The 15,906-nt window shown below is 69.1% G+C and carries 12 protein-coding genes; 3 read left to right on the forward strand and 9 right to left on the reverse strand.

Features of this window, described 5'->3' with window-relative positions; translation table 11 throughout:
• Positions 1–47 precede the first annotated feature (47 nt).
• From rplL to JAO84_RS21800, 3 genes are all read left to right on the forward strand, one after another.
• Positions 48–431, forward strand: a complete 384-nt coding sequence (gene rplL, locus JAO84_RS21790) for a 50S ribosomal protein L7/L12 (protein ID WP_370414387.1) — start codon at positions 48–50, stop codon at positions 429–431.
• 545 nt (positions 432–976) lie between these two features.
• Positions 977–4,459 (forward strand): DNA-directed RNA polymerase subunit beta, encoded by a 3,483-nt coding sequence (gene rpoB, locus JAO84_RS21795; RefSeq protein ID WP_370414388.1) that lies wholly within the window; start codon positions 977–979, stop codon positions 4,457–4,459.
• Between the two features lie 108 nt (positions 4,460–4,567).
• On the forward strand, positions 4,568–8,491 hold the full coding sequence (locus tag JAO84_RS21800; protein ID WP_370414389.1) for a DNA-directed RNA polymerase subunit beta': 3,924 nt from the start codon (positions 4,568–4,570) through the stop codon (positions 8,489–8,491).
• Positions 8,492–8,545: 54 nt separating this feature from the next.
• On the opposite strand, the gene JAO84_RS21805 is transcribed toward JAO84_RS21800, so the two are convergent.
• The 9 genes from JAO84_RS21805 to JAO84_RS21845 all read right to left on the reverse strand — a co-directional run bounded on the left by JAO84_RS21805 (position 8,546) and on the right by JAO84_RS21845 (position 15,878).
• Positions 8,546–8,809, reverse strand: a complete 264-nt coding sequence (locus JAO84_RS21805) for a hypothetical protein (protein WP_265863996.1) — start codon at positions 8,807–8,809, stop codon at positions 8,546–8,548.
• The gene (locus JAO84_RS21810) at positions 8,796–9,032 is read right to left on the reverse strand and encodes a hypothetical protein (protein ID WP_265863997.1); all 237 of its coding nucleotides are present in this window, start codon (positions 9,030–9,032) and stop codon (positions 8,796–8,798) included. Before JAO84_RS21810 ends, JAO84_RS21805 begins: the two co-directional genes overlap by 14 nt.
• A 29-nt stretch (positions 9,033–9,061) precedes the next feature.
• Entirely contained in the window at positions 9,062–9,973 is a 912-nt protein-coding gene (locus tag JAO84_RS21815; protein ID WP_370414390.1) for a peptidoglycan-binding protein, read from the reverse strand.
• A 105-nt stretch (positions 9,974–10,078) separates the two neighbouring features.
• Positions 10,079–10,483 (reverse strand): ATP-binding protein, encoded by a 405-nt coding sequence (locus JAO84_RS21820; protein ID WP_370414391.1) that lies wholly within the window; start codon positions 10,481–10,483, stop codon positions 10,079–10,081.
• A 38-nt stretch (positions 10,484–10,521) separates the two neighbouring features.
• A complete protein-coding gene (locus tag JAO84_RS21825) occupies positions 10,522–11,100 on the reverse strand; it encodes a hypothetical protein (RefSeq protein WP_370414392.1) in 579 nt (192 codons plus the stop codon).
• A complete protein-coding gene (locus JAO84_RS21830) occupies positions 11,100–12,251 on the reverse strand; it encodes a hypothetical protein (RefSeq protein WP_370414393.1) in 1,152 nt (383 codons plus the stop codon). Before JAO84_RS21830 ends, JAO84_RS21825 begins: the two co-directional genes overlap by 1 nt.
• 11 nt (positions 12,252–12,262) lie before the next feature.
• Positions 12,263–13,393: a hypothetical protein gene (locus JAO84_RS21835; RefSeq protein WP_370414394.1), complete on the reverse strand. Its 1,131-nt coding sequence runs from the start codon at positions 13,391–13,393 to the stop codon at positions 12,263–12,265.
• A gap of 31 nt (positions 13,394–13,424) precedes the next feature.
• The gene (locus tag JAO84_RS21840; RefSeq protein WP_370414395.1) at positions 13,425–14,612 is read right to left on the reverse strand and encodes a hypothetical protein; all 1,188 of its coding nucleotides are present in this window, start codon (positions 14,610–14,612) and stop codon (positions 13,425–13,427) included.
• 63 nt (positions 14,613–14,675) lie between these two features.
• Complete coding sequence (locus JAO84_RS21845) at positions 14,676–15,878, reverse strand: hypothetical protein (RefSeq protein ID WP_370414396.1); 1,203 nt, start codon at positions 15,876–15,878, stop codon at positions 14,676–14,678.
• Positions 15,879–15,906 lie beyond the last annotated feature (28 nt).

Consider the following 15,906-nt stretch of genomic DNA (forward strand, 5'->3'; position numbering starts at 1 on the left):
CACATGAACATCCGGCACCTGCCGAATTAGTGGAAGGATCGCCCATCATGGCGAAGCTCACCCAGGACGAGCTCCTCGAGCAGTTCGAAGGCATGACCCTCATCGAGCTCTCCGAGTTCGTGAAGGCCTTCGAGGAGAAGTTCGACGTCACCGCCGCCGCGGCCGTCGCCGTTGCCGCCCCGGGCGCCCCGGGTGCCCCGGTCGAGGCCGCTGAGGAGAAGGACGAGTTCGACGTCATCCTCACCGGCGCCGGCGACAAGAAGATCCAGGTCATCAAGGTCGTGCGCGAGCTGACCTCCCTGGGTCTGAAGGAGGCCAAGGACCTCGTCGACGGCACCCCGAAGCCGGTCCTCGAGAAGGTCAACAAGGAGGCCGCTGACAAGGCCGCCGAGGCCCTCAAGGGCGCCGGTGCCGCTGTCGAGGTCAAGTAACACCTCGTCGCGTCAGCGACTCGTTTGTTGAGCGTGTAACGCTCGCAGCGTGAAGGGCGATCATCCATCTGGGTGGTCGCCCTTCGGCGTTCCCTGAGACGGCGTGGCGGCGGTCGTACGGGCCTGCGGAAGCGGAGTAAGGTGATCTTCGCCGTGCGCCGGTCAGAGGCGGGGGCCTTGACGAACAGCACGGACCGCGCAATTCTCAGGACGCGTCGTCACATCGATCCGATTCCGAGGCATGGATCGACGACCGAACGGGCAGTATCGAGGTGCGCCGGACGGCGCGAGGCATCGCGGAGTTGAGAGCAACGAGGGTCGCGAAGAACTCGCCCTGGACATCAGTGGGCCAAGTGGCTACACTGACCCTTTGCGCTGCCTGTTAGCTGTCCCCTGCCCGTCACCAGGGGCATACCCTCGCAACCGCTTCGCTGGTCGACCCACTCTGACCTGGTCTTTTGACCAATCGGGTAATCGTCTTCCAAGGAGCTCCGCTAGGGACCGGTACGCGCGCAGTGAGTCCGAGCCCTCGGAAGGACCCCCTCTTGGCCGCCTCGCGCAACGCCTCGACCAATATGAACACCGGTGCCAGCACCGCCCCGCTGCGCATCTCCTTTGCAAAGATCAAGGAGCCCCTCGAGGTTCCGAACCTCCTCGCGCTCCAGACCGAGAGCTTCGACTGGCTGCTCGGCAACGCCGCGTGGAAGGCTCGCGTCGAGGCCGCCCTCGAGTCGGGCTACGACGTCCCCACGAAGTCCGGTCTGGAGGAGATCTTCGAGGAGATCTCCCCGATCGAGGACTTCTCCGGGTCGATGTCGCTGACCTTCCGCGACCACCGCTTCGAGCCGCCGAAGAACTCGATCGACGAGTGCAAGGACCGTGACTTCACGTACGGCGCCCCGCTCTTCGTGACTGCCGAGTTCACGAACAACGAGACCGGCGAGATCAAGTCCCAGACGGTCTTCATGGGCGACTTCCCGCTCATGACCAACAAGGGCACCTTCGTCATCAACGGCACCGAGCGTGTCGTCGTGTCGCAGCTCGTGCGTTCTCCCGGTGTCTACTTCGACTCCTCCATCGACAAGACGTCCGACAAGGACATCTTCTCCGCCAAGATCATCCCGTCCCGGGGTGCCTGGCTGGAGATGGAGATCGACAAGCGCGACATGGTCGGCGTGCGTATCGACCGCAAGCGCAAGCAGTCCGTGACCGTCCTCCTGAAGGCCCTCGGCTGGAGCACCGAGCAGATCCTGCAGGAGTTCGGCGAGTACGAGTCCATGCGCGCCACCCTGGAGAAGGACCACACCCAGGGCCAGGACGACGCGCTGCTCGACATCTACCGCAAGCTCCGTCCGGGCGAGCCGCCGACGCGCGAGGCCGCCCAGACGCTGCTCGAGAACCTGTACTTCAACCCGAAGCGCTACGACCTCGCGAAGGTCGGCCGCTACAAGGTGAACAAGAAGCTCGGCGCCGACGAGCCGCTGGACGCGGGTGTCCTCACCACCGACGACATCATCGCGACCATCAAGTACCTGGTGCAGCTGCACGCCGGCGAGACCGAGACGGTCGGCGCCAACGGCAACTCGATCGTCGTCGAGCCCGACGACATCGACCACTTCGGCAACCGGCGTCTGCGCAACGTCGGCGAGCTCATCCAGAACCAGGTCCGCACGGGTCTGGCTCGTATGGAGCGCGTCGTCCGCGAGCGCATGACCACCCAGGACGTCGAGGCGATCACGCCGCAGACCCTGATCAACATCCGGCCGGTCGTCGCCTCCATCAAGGAGTTCTTCGGCACCAGCCAGCTGTCGCAGTTCATGGACCAGAACAACCCGCTGTCCGGGCTGACGCACAAGCGTCGTCTGTCCGCGCTCGGCCCGGGTGGTCTGTCCCGTGAGCGGGCCGGCTTCGAGGTCCGAGACGTGCACCCGTCCCACTACGGACGCATGTGCCCGATCGAGACCCCCGAAGGCCCGAACATCGGTCTGATCGGTTCGCTCGCCTCGTACGGCCGGATCAACCCCTTCGGCTTCATCGAGACGCCGTACCGCAAGGTCGTCGACGGCCAGGTCACCGACGAGGTCGACTACGTCACCGCCGACGAGGAGGACCGGTTCGTCATCGCCCAGGCGAACGCGACCCTGAACGACGAGCTCCGCTTCACCGAGCCCCGCGTCCTGGTCCGTAAGCGTGGCGGCGAGGTCGACTACGTCCAGCCGTCCGAGGTCGACTACATGGACGTCTCGCCGCGCCAGATGGTGTCGGTCGCGACCGCCATGATCCCCTTCCTCGAGCACGACGACGCCAACCGTGCCCTCATGGGCGCGAACATGATGCGTCAGGCCGTTCCGCTGATTAAGTCGGAGGCCCCGCTCGTCGGCACCGGCATGGAGTACCGCTGCGCCACCGACGCCGGCGACGTGCTCAAGGCCGAGAAGGACGGTGTCGTCCAGGAGCTGTCCGCGGACTACATCACCGTGGCCAACGACGACGGCACGTACATCACGTACCGCCTGCACAAGTTCTCCCGCTCCAACCAGGGCACCTCTGTGAACCAGAAGGTCGTCGTGGACGAGGGCGACCGCGTCATCGAGGGCCAGGTCCTCGCCGACGGCCCCGCCACCGAGAACGGTGAGATGGCGCTCGGCAAGAACCTGCTCGTGGCGTTCATGCCGTGGGAGGGCCACAACTACGAGGACGCGATCATCCTGTCGCAGCGCCTCGTGCAGGACGACGTCCTCTCCTCGATCCACATCGAGGAGCACGAGGTCGACGCCCGTGACACGAAGCTCGGCCCCGAGGAGATCACCCGGGACATCCCGAACGTCTCCGAGGAGGTCCTGGCCGACCTCGACGAGCGCGGCATCATCCGCATCGGTGCCGAGGTCACGGCCGGCGACATCCTGGTCGGCAAGGTCACCCCGAAGGGCGAGACCGAGCTGACCCCGGAGGAGCGCCTGCTCCGCGCGATCTTCGGCGAGAAGGCGCGCGAGGTCCGCGACACCTCCCTGAAGGTGCCGCACGGCGAGACCGGCAAGATCATCGGTGTCCGCGTCTTCGACCGCGAGGAGGGCGACGAGCTTCCCCCGGGCGTGAACCAGCTGGTCCGCGTCTACGTCGCCCAGAAGCGCAAGATCACCGACGGTGACAAGCTCGCCGGCCGTCACGGCAACAAGGGTGTCATCTCCAAGATCCTCCCGATCGAGGACATGCCCTTCCTCGAGGACGGCACCCCGGTCGACATCATCCTCAACCCGCTCGGCGTCCCGTCCCGAATGAACCCGGGACAGGTCCTGGAGATCCACCTCGGCTGGCTCGCCAGCCGCGGCTGGGACGTCTCCGGTCTCGCCGACGAGTGGGCGCAGCGCCTGCAGGCCATCGGCGCCGACCAGGTCGCCGCCGGCACCAACGTCGCCACCCCGGTCTTCGACGGTGCGCGTGAGGACGAGCTCGCGGGTCTGCTGCAGCACACCATCCCGAACCGCGACGGCGAGCGCATGGTGCTCCCGTCCGGAAAGGCGCGCCTGTTCGACGGCCGCTCCGGCGAGCCGTTCCCGGACCCGATCTCCGTCGGGTACATGTACATCCTCAAGCTCCACCACCTGGTCGACGACAAGCTGCACGCCCGGTCGACCGGCCCGTACTCGATGATCACCCAGCAGCCGCTGGGTGGTAAGGCCCAGTTCGGTGGCCAGCGCTTCGGTGAGATGGAGGTGTGGGCGCTGGAGGCTTACGGCGCCGCGTACGCCCTCCAGGAGCTGCTGACGATCAAGTCCGACGACGTGACCGGCCGCGTGAAGGTCTACGAGGCCATCGTCAAGGGCGAGAACATCCCTGAGCCCGGCATCCCCGAGTCCTTCAAGGTGCTCATCAAGGAGATGCAGTCCCTGTGCCTCAACGTGGAGGTGCTGTCCTCGGACGGCATGTCCATCGAGATGCGCGACACCGACGAGGACGTCTTCCGCGCAGCGGAGGAGCTCGGCATCGACCTGTCCCGGCGCGAGCCGAGCAGCGTCGAAGAGGTCTGACGGGAGTCCGGTACGGGGGCTCGGTGCGAACCACTGAGCCCCCGGCCGGCCCCAGGACCCCCGAATCAGACCCACAGCCTTAACAACCCTGAGAGGGATTGACGCATAGTGCTCGACGTCAACTTCTTCGACGAGCTCCGGATCGGTCTGGCCACCGCTGACGACATCCGCCAGTGGAGCCACGGCGAGGTCAAGAAGCCGGAGACCATCAACTACCGCACCCTGAAGCCCGAGAAGGACGGACTCTTCTGCGAGAAGATCTTCGGTCCGACCCGGGACTGGGAGTGCTACTGCGGCAAGTACAAGCGTGTCCGCTTCAAGGGCATCATCTGTGAGCGGTGTGGCGTCGAGGTCACCCGCGCCAAGGTGCGCCGTGAGCGGATGGGCCACATCGAGCTGGCCGCCCCCGTCACCCACATCTGGTACTTCAAGGGCGTTCCGTCGCGCCTTGGCTACCTGCTCGACCTCGCCCCGAAGGACCTGGAGAAGGTCATCTACTTCGCGGCGTACATGATCACGTTCGTCGACGAGGAGCGCCGCACCCGCGACCTGCCCTCCCTGGAGGCGCACGTCTCCGTGGAGCGTCAGCAGATCGAGAACCGCCGCGACTCCGACCTCGAGAACCGCGCCAAGAAGCTCGAGTCCGACCTGGCCGAGCTCGAGGCCGAGGGCGCCAAGGCCGATGTGCGCCGCAAGGTGCGCGAGGGCGCCGAGCGCGAGATGAAGCAGCTCCGCGACCGCGCGCAGCGCGAGATCGACCGCCTCGACGAGGTGTGGAACCGCTTCAAGAACCTCAAGGTCCAGGACCTGGAGGGCGACGAGCTGCTCTACCGCGAGCTGCGTGACCGCTTCGGCACGTACTTCGACGGCTCGATGGGTGCCGCGGCGCTGCAGAAGCGCCTGGAGTCCTTCGACCTCGAGGAGGAGGCCGAGAAGCTCCGCGAGATCATCCGTACCGGCAAGGGCCAGAAGAAGACCCGTGCGCTCAAGCGCCTCAAGGTCGTCTCCGCGTTCCTGCAGACCGCGAACAGCCCCAAGGGCATGGTTCTCGACTGCGTGCCGGTCATCCCGCCGGACCTGCGTCCGATGGTGCAGCTGGACGGTGGCCGCTTCGCGACCTCCGACCTGAACGACCTGTACCGCCGTGTGATCAACCGCAACAACCGTCTGAAGCGTCTGCTCGACCTCGGTGCCCCCGAGATCATCGTGAACAACGAGAAGCGGATGCTCCAGGAGGCGGTCGACGCCCTCTTCGACAACGGCCGTCGTGGTCGCCCGGTGACGGGCCCCGGCAACCGTCCGCTGAAGTCCCTCAGCGACATGCTGAAGGGCAAGCAGGGTCGTTTCCGTCAGAACCTGCTCGGCAAGCGAGTCGACTACTCGGCGCGTTCCGTCATCGTCGTCGGCCCGCAGCTCAAGCTGCACCAGTGCGGTCTGCCGAAGGCCATGGCGCTCGAGCTCTTCAAGCCGTTCGTGATGAAGCGCCTGGTCGACCTGAACCACGCGCAGAACATCAAGTCGGCGAAGCGGATGGTCGAGCGCGGCCGCACGGTCGTGTACGACGTCCTCGAAGAGGTCATCGCCGAGCACCCGGTTCTGCTGAACCGTGCGCCCACGCTGCACCGCCTCGGCATCCAGGCCTTCGAGCCGCAGCTGGTCGAGGGCAAGGCCATCCAGATCCACCCGCTCGTCTGCACCGCGTTCAACGCGGACTTCGACGGTGACCAGATGGCCGTCCACCTGCCGCTCTCCGCGGAGGCGCAGGCCGAGGCCCGCATCCTGATGCTGTCCTCGAACAACATCCTCAAGCCGGCCGACGGCCGCCCGGTGACGATGCCGACCCAGGACATGGTCCTCGGTCTGTTCTTCCTCACCACCGACGGCGAGCTGCGGAACGTCAAGGGCGAGGGCCGCGCGTTCGGCTCCACGGCCGAGGCGATCATGGCCTTCGACGCCGGCGAGCTGTCGCTGCAGTCGCAGATCGACATCCGCTTCCCGATCGGCACCGTTCCGCCGCGCGGCTGGGTTCCCCCGGTCGCCGAGGAGGGCACCGAGTCCGACAGCGGCTCCGCCGCGGGGTCGTGGCAGCTTGGTGACAGCTTCCGGCTGAAGACCACGCTGGGCCGTGCGCTCTTCAACGAGCTGCTGCCCGAGGACTACCCGTTCGTCGACTACTCGGTCGGCAAGAAGCAGCTCTCCGAGATCGTCAACGACCTCGCCGAGCGCTACCCCAAGGTCATCGTGGCGGCGACGCTCGACAACCTGAAGGCGGCCGGCTTCTTCTGGGCCACCCGTTCCGGCGTCACCGTCGCCATCTCGGACGTCGTCGTCCCGGAGGCGAAGAAGGAGATCGTCGCCGGGTACGAGGCTCAGGACGAGAAGGTCCAGAAGCAGTACGAGCGCGGTCTGATCACCAAGGAAGAGCGCACGCAGGAGCTCATCGCGATCTGGACCAAGGCGACCAACGAGGTCGCCGAGGCGATGAACGCGAACTTCCCCAAGACGAACCCCATCTTCATGATGGTTGACTCGGGTGCCCGAGGAAACATGATGCAGATGCGGCAGATCGCCGGTATGCGTGGTCTGGTGTCGAACGCGAAGAACGAGACCATCCCGCGTCCGATCAAGGCCTCGTTCCGCGAGGGCCTCTCCGTGCTCGAGTACTTCATCTCGACCCACGGTGCCCGTAAGGGTCTCGCCGACACCGCCCTGCGTACCGCCGACTCGGGTTACCTGACCCGTCGTCTGGTGGACGTCTCGCAGGACGTCATCATCCGCGAGGAGGACTGTGGCACCGAGCGCGGTCTGAAGCTGCGGATCGCGGCCAAGGACGAGGCCGGCGTGCTGCGGAAGGCCGACGACGTCGAGACCTCCGTGTACGCGCGGATGCTCGCCGAGGACGTCGTCGTGGACGGCAAGGTCATCGCGCCGGCCAACGTCGACCTGGGTGATGTGCTCATCGACGCCCTGGTCAAGGCGGGCGTGGAGGAGGTCAAGACCCGTTCGGTCCTGACCTGTGAGTCCGCCGTCGGCACCTGTGCCTTCTGCTACGGCCGCTCGCTGGCCACCGGCAAGCTGGTCGACATCGGTGAGGCGGTCGGCATCATCGCCGCCCAGTCCATCGGTGAGCCCGGTACCCAGCTGACGATGCGTACCTTCCACACCGGTGGTGTGGCCGGTGACGACATCACCCAGGGTCTGCCGCGTGTCGTCGAGCTCTTCGAGGCGCGTCAGCCCAAGGGTGTCGCCCCGATCTCCGAGGCGGCCGGTCGCGTCCGCATCGAGGAGACCGAGAAGACCAAGAAGATCGTCGTCACCCCGGACGACGGCACCGACGAGACGGCGTTCCCGATCTCGAAGCGTGCCCGTCTGCTCGTGGGCGAGGGCGACCACGTCGAGGTGGGCCAGAAGCTCACCGTGGGTGCCACCAACCCGCACGACGTGCTGCGCATCCTCGGCCAGCGCGCCGTTCAGGTCCACCTGGTCGGCGAGGTCCAGAAGGTCTACAACTCGCAGGGCGTGTCGATCCACGACAAGCACATCGAGATCATCATCCGGCAGATGCTGCGCCGTGTGACGATCATCGAGTCCGGCGACGCGGAGCTGCTGCCGGGCGAGCTCGTCGAGCGCTCGAAGTTCGAGACCGAGAACCGTCGTGTGGTGCAGGAAGGCGGCCACCCGGCCTCCGGCCGTCCGCAGCTGATGGGTATCACCAAGGCCTCGCTGGCGACGGAGTCCTGGCTGTCGGCCGCCTCCTTCCAGGAGACGACCCGAGTCCTGACGGATGCGGCGATCAACGCCAAGTCCGACAGCCTCATCGGCCTCAAGGAGAACGTCATCATCGGTAAGCTCATCCCGGCCGGTACGGGTCTGTCCCGCTACCGCAACATCCGGGTCGAGCCGACCGAGGAGGCCAAGGCCGCGATGTACTCGGCCGTCGGCTACGACGACATCGACTACTCGCCGTTCGGCACCGGCTCCGGCCAGGCCGTTCCGCTGGAGGACTACGACTACGGTCCGTACAACCAGTAAGTAGTGCGAACCGAAGGGCGGCACCCCGATCATGGGGTGCCGCCCTTCGGCGTTTCACCTGGCGGTCAGCTCCCAGGCGGCGACAGCGACCGTGGCCACCGCGGCGAGGGCGCCGATGCTGGCGAGCGGCCAGCGGGACCGCTCCAGGGCGTCGAGCCGGGCCTCGTGGTCGGCGAGCTGCTTGTCGGTCTGGTCGCTGCGCTGCACGAGCAGGGCGAGCGAGCCGTCGACCCGCGCGAAGCCGGCCTCCAGGGTGCCGCGCAGCCGCTCCAGTTCCAGGGCGACGGCGACCGGGTCGTTCGGATCAGACTCGGTCATCGGCCGCCGCCTCCTGGGTGGTGCGCAGCCAGGAGGGCAGCAGGTTCTGTACGGCGGGCACGGCCATGACCCGGCTGAGCGCGCCGGCGACGGCGAGCGCCCCGGCGACCCAGGGCAGCGTCTCGGGCAGCCCGGCGGCGTCGACGATCGCCGGCAGCACGACGGCGATCCCGACCGCGGTCTGCAGCACGGTGCGGACCGTGCGCTTGGCGGCTTCGGACATGGGTGGTTCTCCTTGCGTGGGGGGCGGGGTTACGCGGTGTACGGGACCTTGAGCGCGTTCCAGGAGGTGGCGCCCGGCCAGCCGTCGGCGTCGGAGCCCGAGAAGCCGAGCTTGCGCTGCCAGGCGGCGTAGGACTGGCGGTCGGCCTCGGACCAGCGGGGGCTGGGGCCGACCTGGTAGCGGGCGCAGCCCTCGGCGACCAGGCGGCGGCCCATCGCGGTGATGATGGGGGAGCTCGGGGTGGTCTTGAAGAAGGCGGTGCCCGGGAAGGGCTGGTAGCGCGGCTTGGCCGGCTTCGCCGGGGCGGTCGGGCGGGGCGCCGGGGCCTTGCCGAGGCGGCCCTGGACCCGGTCGCGCATGCCCGGCATGCCGAAGCCGCGCGGGTCGTTCTTCCAGTCGGACCACTCGGAGTGGCCGATCACGGACTTGGCGCCCCAGCCGTGGGCGCGGCAGAGCGCCGCCGACACCCGCTCGATGGCGTCGAGCTGGGCGGCCGGCCACGGGTCGCTGCCGTTGCCGAGGTTGACGCACTCGAAGCCGTAGAAGCGGGAGTTGCCGTCGACGGCGCCCGCGCTGCCCTGGTGCTCGCGCGGCACCGGCGGCCGCGCCCCGTACGTCTCGCTGATCACGGCCTTGAGCACGGACGGGTCGCCGCCGCCGGCGTGGTTGGCGCGGCCGGAGCCGACCAGGTGCACGCTGCCGTCCTTGGCGATGACGCCGTGGCACAGCGGGCCGGGCAGGCCGGCGTAGCCGTCGTAGCAGAGGGACACGCTGTTCGCGGTGCCGCTGGAGACGGTGTGGTGGATCATCACGCCGACCACCGGGCCCCAGGTGCCGACCTGGTTGCGGTTGTGGTTGCGCCAGCCGTCGTGCTCGACGACGGTGACGCCTTCGGCGCGGAGCGCGGCGACGAACCGGTCCGCGGAGAGGGGGGCTGCCATCTGTGACCTCCGGGGCAGAGTTTCCGGGCGGGGTTCCCGGGTTTCCGGGCATGGAAAAACCCCGGCCGGTCGGTCGGCACGGGGCGTACGGGGTGGGGGGAGGCTTTACGGCGCGGGGGCCGGCTCCGTCGGCTCGGTCGGCTCCGGCGGGGCCGGGGCCCAGACGGCGCACAGCGCGGCGTACGCGACGCGGCGGGTCTCGAAGTCGGCGAGCGCGGCGGCCACCGCGCGCTGCACGGCCGTCGGATCGGGCACGACCGGCAGACCGCCCTCGCCCAGGACGGTGACGAGGCCGGAGCCGCGCAGCGTGACGTCGGCCGTGCCCCTCTCGGTCAGCTCGGCGGAGACGTACACCGGCGGGTACTGCCCGGTCACCGGGTCGCGCTCCAGGGTGTAGCCGAGGCTGTTGTCGTGGACGCGGATGGTGAGGGTGTGGCCGTCCTCGGCGACGACGGCGCGGCCCGCGTAGTCGATGGCCACGCCCCACGGCTGGGTGGGATCGATGTTCATGGCGTACTCCTCGTACGGATCTGGGCTCGGAGCGGGGATCAGGTCTGCATGCCGTGGATGAGGGCCGGCTGGGCGTAGACCGTGCCGCTGGTGGTGGTGACGACGGCCTGGATCTCGATGGTCATCGTCTGGCCGAAGCGGGTCTTCATGTCGCCGGGGAGCAGACCGGTGTGGTCGTAGGTGGTGCCGGCGGTGACCGTGGGGCCGAACGCGACGCCGTCGACGAGGACCCGCACCTGGCCGCTCGCGCCCGACGAGGCCGCCGTGTTGACGGCGAGCCGCAGCTTCGGCTGCCAGATCGGGTTGGAGCACCGGGCGATGGTGGTGAAGGCGGTGCTGGTGGTGGACGGCCACTTGGCCGGGTCGCTCGCCAGCGGCGGCATCAGCTGCAGCCACGGCCGGGCGAGGCCGCCGGTCATGATGTCGTCGGCGAAGATCTCGTGGTTGTAGCCGTCGAAGATCCGGAACAGCGGCCGGTTGATCGTGACGCTGCCGCTCTGCGTGGGCGGGCGGATCTCGTTGACGGCCGGCCGGGTGTTGACCGCGGTGGACAGGGCCTTCAGCCGGCGTTCCATGTCGTTGAGCCGGTCGATGATGTCCTCGGGCAGCTTGGGCATCAGGCCTCCTCAAGGTAGAGCTCGGCGGTGTCGGGTCGGCCGCGCTCCGGGGGAGTGACCTTGACGCCGATGATGCGGTAACGGGTGTCGAGGCCCTCGGAGAACCATTCGTCGGTGATCCGGACGCGGGCCATCCGGCCGAGGAGCGCCGGCGGGACGATCCCGCCGAGGTGGATGCTGATCGCCGGGATCACGACCGTGCCGCGGGCGTCGTCGAGTTCCCGGAAGGCCAGCGAGTCGAGGGTGAGGGTGTCGGTGACCTCGTTGTGGTCCGAGGACAGGTCGAGCAGCGGCCAGCCGTCCGCGAGCAGGTCGGTGGCGAGCTGCTGCTTGGCGGGGTAGATCGGCCGGGACTCGGTGCCCGCGTTGGCGTTGGTGGACGCGCCGCGGGCCAGCGCGGTGGTGCCGCCGCGGGTCGCGTCGTACGGGAACGAGTACGAAAGGATCGAGCCGGGCCGGTCGAAGACCAGGTCGGCCGCACCGTTGTTGATCTTGGGTGAGCCGAGCCGGAGCTGCCGGACCCGGCGCCCGTCGTTCGGGTCGCGGTAGACCAGGATCTGGTGCTCGAAGCCCTTCTCCAGCGAGGCGAGCTGTTCGAGGGCGTCCAGGTAGACGGTCTCGTCGCCGTTGCGCCAGGAGGCGGTCCGCAGGGGGTAGTCCGGCGGCGACTTCTCGTTGCCGAAGGTGATCCCGAGGCGGCGCGGCTCCTTGCCCTCCTCCGGCGGGACGGACGGGTCGTCCTGGAGGTCGAGCTCCGCCCACAGCCGGCGCGCGATGTCCAGCTGGTCGGTCGGGGTCGTGAAGGAGATGGCGTCGGTACGGATGCGGCGCCGGCTCGCGTACGAGTCGAAGGTCGCGGCCTGGACGCCGAGGGTCAGCACCCCGCGGCCGCTGGACTGCAGCGTGGTGGTCCACACGATGCCGCCCCACCACAGGTCGCCGCCGCGCTCCAGATAGACCGCGGTGCGGCCCTCGCGGACCTTCTTGACCCGGTCGGCGATCTCCTTGTTGGGGATCGGGATGGTGCCGGAGAGCGAGCCGGCCTTGCCGATGTAGTCGTCGATGGAGACGTCCCGCAGCGGCAGGATGTCGAGGGTCTGGTCGGTGAGCAGATCGCAGAAGATCGCCCGGTAAGGCGTGTCGATGGCCATGCGGGGCCTCCTCAGAGCACGTAGGTGGCGGAGACGCGGACGTTCCGGCCGGGGACCAGGGAGCCGTTCGAGGACCAGGTGCGCAGGGTGACCTGGCCGCCGGTCGAGATGTACGCGCCGCCGTCCCCGAAGCCGTCGCAGGCCGGTGCCTCCACGTAGATCGCCGGGCGCCAGCCGGTGGGAAGCACGCACATCGGGTCGTCGTTGACGTTGCCCGCGCTGTTGGCGTCGACCTGGCTGGTGCGGGTGAGGGTGACCGAGACGGTGGCGATGCCGTGGGTGCGTCGGGCCTCGAAGCTCACCATGGTCCAGTTGGCGAGCGGGGTGGCCCCGGTGGTGGTGCTCTCCACCTTCACGGGCGGCTGGTAGTCGGCCCAGGACGTGCCGTTCCAGCGCTGGAGGACCCCGTTGTTGTCCCGGTACTGGCCGGTGTAGCTGCCGGTGGAGAGGGAGCCGCTGGGGGCGATGCCGCCGACGTCCTTGGGGTACGCGACCCAGGCGGTGCCGTCCCAGCGCTGGAGCTGGCGCGCGTTGTTGGCGTCCTGGTACTGGCCGGGGTACGAGCCGGGCACGGAGCCGTTGTTGTAGACCGGCAGGATGCCGCCGACGCTGACGAGCGTGGTGCGCAGATCGGTGAGGGAGGTCGTCCACGGGATGCCGCCGCTGCCGGCGGACGCCCCGGCCGGCACGAGGACGCGGAACAGGACCAGCGAGGTGGCCGGCGCCTGCGGCGGCTCGGGTACGGCCTTCGGCTGCCCCTGGACGATCTCGACCGCGGCCTCGCTGCGCGTCTGGCCGTCGAACTCCGCGTCGTACACGCGCAGCAGGACCAGGTCGATGCGCGGGTTGAACGCGTCGCCGTCGGCGAAGGTGAGGGGCAGGTCCGCGTCGAGGCTCACGGGGTACGCACCCTGGGCGCCCGGGCCCTGGACGACGGCGCGGCCGTAGGACAGGTTCGCGGTCATCGGACCGACCGGGGTCAGCGAGTAGCCGCTCACCCGATACGTGCCGTTCGGCGAGCCCGGCAGGATGCCGGAGCGGGAGGTGACCGGGTCGACCGGGGTGGTGGCGCCGAGGGCGGTGAGCCGGGTGGTCACCCGGGTCTGGCCGGTGGGCTGGAGCCAGCCGCTGCGCAGGGCCATGATGTCTCCTCTCAGTGGGGTGGGCGGCCGGTCAGAACTGCGGGTCGACGCGGATGAAGGTGTTGTCGAACCCGCCCTTGACGCCGGCGGTGTTGGCGACGACCCGGAAGAAGGCGGTGAGCGTGTAGCTCAGCCCCGGGGTCAGCCCGGACAGGCGTCGCGTGGTGGAGGTCGAGACCGAGTTGTCGCTCGCGCAGATCGCGGCCCACTCGTCGTCGAGGTCCTGGATCAGGGTGTTGCCCTGGGTGAGCTTGAGCGCCATGAACGCGTACAGGTCGCTGCGCGACTTGATCCGGGCGCCGAAGGTGACGAGGACGTTCTTCGACGGCGGGGCGGTGAAGGTGAGGGAGAACGGGTTGGTGGTGCGCCCGCCGAGCGTCGAGGTGTACGTGCTCGACGCGGTGTCGCCGAAGTCGCTGCTGTCGTTGAAGTACGGCCCCGGGTACACGGCCGTCTTCCACGTCGCGCCGTCCCAGCGCTGCAGCCAGCCGCCCGCGGTGTCGCGGTACTGGCCGACGTAACTGCCCGTCACATTGCCGGCGCTGGCCGGGACGACGCCGCCGATCGCCTCCGGGTACGACACCCACGCGCCGCCGTCCCAGCGCTGCAGCTGGTTGTTGGCGGTGTCCTGGTACTGGCCCGGGTAGCCGCCCGGCAGCACCGCGCCCTCCACGGGCAGGATGCCGCCGATCGACACGACCGGGGTGCGCAGGTCCTTCAGGGCGTTCGCCCAGTTGATGCCGCCGGTTCCGGCACTGGCGTTGGCCGGGACGGTGACCTCGTACAGCGGGAGGGAACGCGCCGGGACCACCGGACGGTCCGGGCTGCCCGGGGCGCCCTGGATGATCTCGACCTTCGCCTCCTGGCGGAGCTGGCCGTCGTAGAGGCTGTCGTAGATCCGGATGACGATCAGGTCGATGCGGGCCTGGTCGGTGCCCGGGGCGAAGGTGAGCACCTCGGGGGTGGTGAGGGCCACCGGGTAGACGCCCTGGGAGATGTCGCCCTGGACGACGGCGCGGCCCTCGTGGACGGTGACCGCCATGGCGGCGGTGCCCTCGGTCCAGAAGCCGGAGAGCCGGTACTTGCCGTCGTACGAGCCGGGCAGGACGCCGGAGCGGACCTGGACGGGGTTGACGGGGGTGGTCGCGCCGATCTGGTTGAGGCGGGTGTCCTCGCGGGTCTGGCCGGTCTCGGCGACCCAGCTGCTGCGCAGGTTCACGGGGTTCTCCGTTCGGGAGTACGGGAGGGGGCTACGGGGCTACGGGTCTACGGGAGGGGCGGGTCAGGCCTTGATCCACTCGGCGTGCAGCGTGCAGCCGTACCCCGAGCCGCCGAGCGTCTTCACGGCGGAGGTGTGCGACTGGTAGCCCTGGAGCTGGACGGTGTTGCCGGCGGTGAGCCGGATCAGGCCCTGGCCGCCGATGGTGATGGCGCCGTTGCCGGCCGGACCGAGCCAGGTCAGCCGGGGCTGGCCGGAGCCGCTGACCAGGATGCGGGCGCCGCGCATGCCGGTCTGGCCGTCGTTCTGCCAGGTCACATGGCCGCCGAGGCGCCACCAGCCGGTGCGCGGGACGGTGTACGTGTTCGTGCCGTTCCAGCTGCCGGTGTCGTCGACCTCGACGGTCGGCAGGGTGATCACGGTCCAGGTGTTGGGCGACACGCTCTGCTGCTGGGTGGACAGGTACTGGGTGGCGCCGAACAGGATCTTGGCAGTGCCCTCGGCGTACTGCCAGGCCGCGCCGTCCCAGCGCTGCAGGCCCGTGGCGGTGTCGCGGTACTGGCCGGTGTAGCCGCCGGTGGCGGTGCCGCTGGGGGCGACGCCGCCGAGCGCCTTCGGGTACGAGACCCAGGTGGTGCCGTCCCAGCGCTGCAGCATGCCGCCGGCGTCGCGGTACTGGCCGGTGTACGCGCCCTTGAAGCCGCTGGTGGGCAGGATGCCGCCGAGCGCGACGACCGGCCAGTGCTGGGTGGTCACCTGGGTGCCGGTGCCGGTCCAGGTGATGCCGCCGGTGCCGGCGGAGGTGCCCTTCTTCACCGTGACGGTGTAGAGCGGCAGGGCGCTGCCGTTGGGGCTGGCGGGCGCGACCGGGACGGCCGCCGGCTCGCCCTTGACCAGGCGGATCGTGGCCTCGGTGACGCCGGTCTTGTCGTACTGGTCGTCCAGGACGACCAGTTCGATCAGGTCGATCCGGTCGTACTGCGCGTTGCCGTCCTCGAAGGTCAGGGTCTCGGGCGTGACGGCGGCGACCAGATAGGCGCCCTGGTTGGTGTCCTTGCCCTGGACGATCGCGCGGCCGGTGCCGATCGTGCACTGCATCGGCGCCGACCCGGTGAGCACGAAGCCGCCCGGCAGGATGCCCGGGCGGGAGCGCAACGGGGTCTCCGCCTCGCTCTGGCCACTGGGGGTGAGCAGGGCGGCGAGAGTGAGCCGGGTGTCCTCGCGGGTCTGGCCCGTCGACTGGAGCCAGGCGGCCCGTACGGTCATGGTTCTTGCCTCTCGGTGGGAGGGGGAA

Origin of the sequence: Streptomyces fradiae, from assembly GCF_041270065.1 — a bacterium.
GTDB lineage: Bacteria > Actinomycetota > Actinomycetes > Streptomycetales > Streptomycetaceae > Streptomyces.

Excerpts from the sequence above, each read along its gene's own strand:
- JAO84_RS21810 (WP_265863997.1), bottom strand. The coding sequence starts at position 9,032 with ATGTCCGAAGCCGCCAAGCGCACGGTCCGCACCGTGCTGCAGACCGCG.
- JAO84_RS21825 (WP_370414392.1), bottom strand. The coding sequence starts at position 11,100 with ATGCCCAAGCTGCCCGAGGACATCATCGACCGGCTCAACGACATGGAA.
- JAO84_RS21820 (WP_370414391.1), bottom strand. The coding sequence starts at position 10,483 with ATGAACATCGATCCCACCCAGCCGTGGGGCGTGGCCATCGACTACGCG.
- JAO84_RS21830 (WP_370414393.1), bottom strand. The coding sequence starts at position 12,251 with ATGGCCATCGACACGCCTTACCGGGCGATCTTCTGCGATCTGCTCACC.
- rplL (WP_370414387.1), top strand. The coding sequence starts at position 48 with ATGGCGAAGCTCACCCAGGACGAGCTCCTCGAGCAGTTCGAAGGCATG.
- JAO84_RS21815 (WP_370414390.1), bottom strand. The coding sequence starts at position 9,973 with ATGGCAGCCCCCCTCTCCGCGGACCGGTTCGTCGCCGCGCTCCGCGCC.
- JAO84_RS21835 (WP_370414394.1), bottom strand. The coding sequence starts at position 13,393 with ATGGCCCTGCGCAGCGGCTGGCTCCAGCCCACCGGCCAGACCCGGGTG.
- JAO84_RS21845 (WP_370414396.1), bottom strand. The coding sequence starts at position 15,878 with ATGACCGTACGGGCCGCCTGGCTCCAGTCGACGGGCCAGACCCGCGAG.
- JAO84_RS21805 (WP_265863996.1), bottom strand. The coding sequence starts at position 8,809 with ATGACCGAGTCTGATCCGAACGACCCGGTCGCCGTCGCCCTGGAACTG.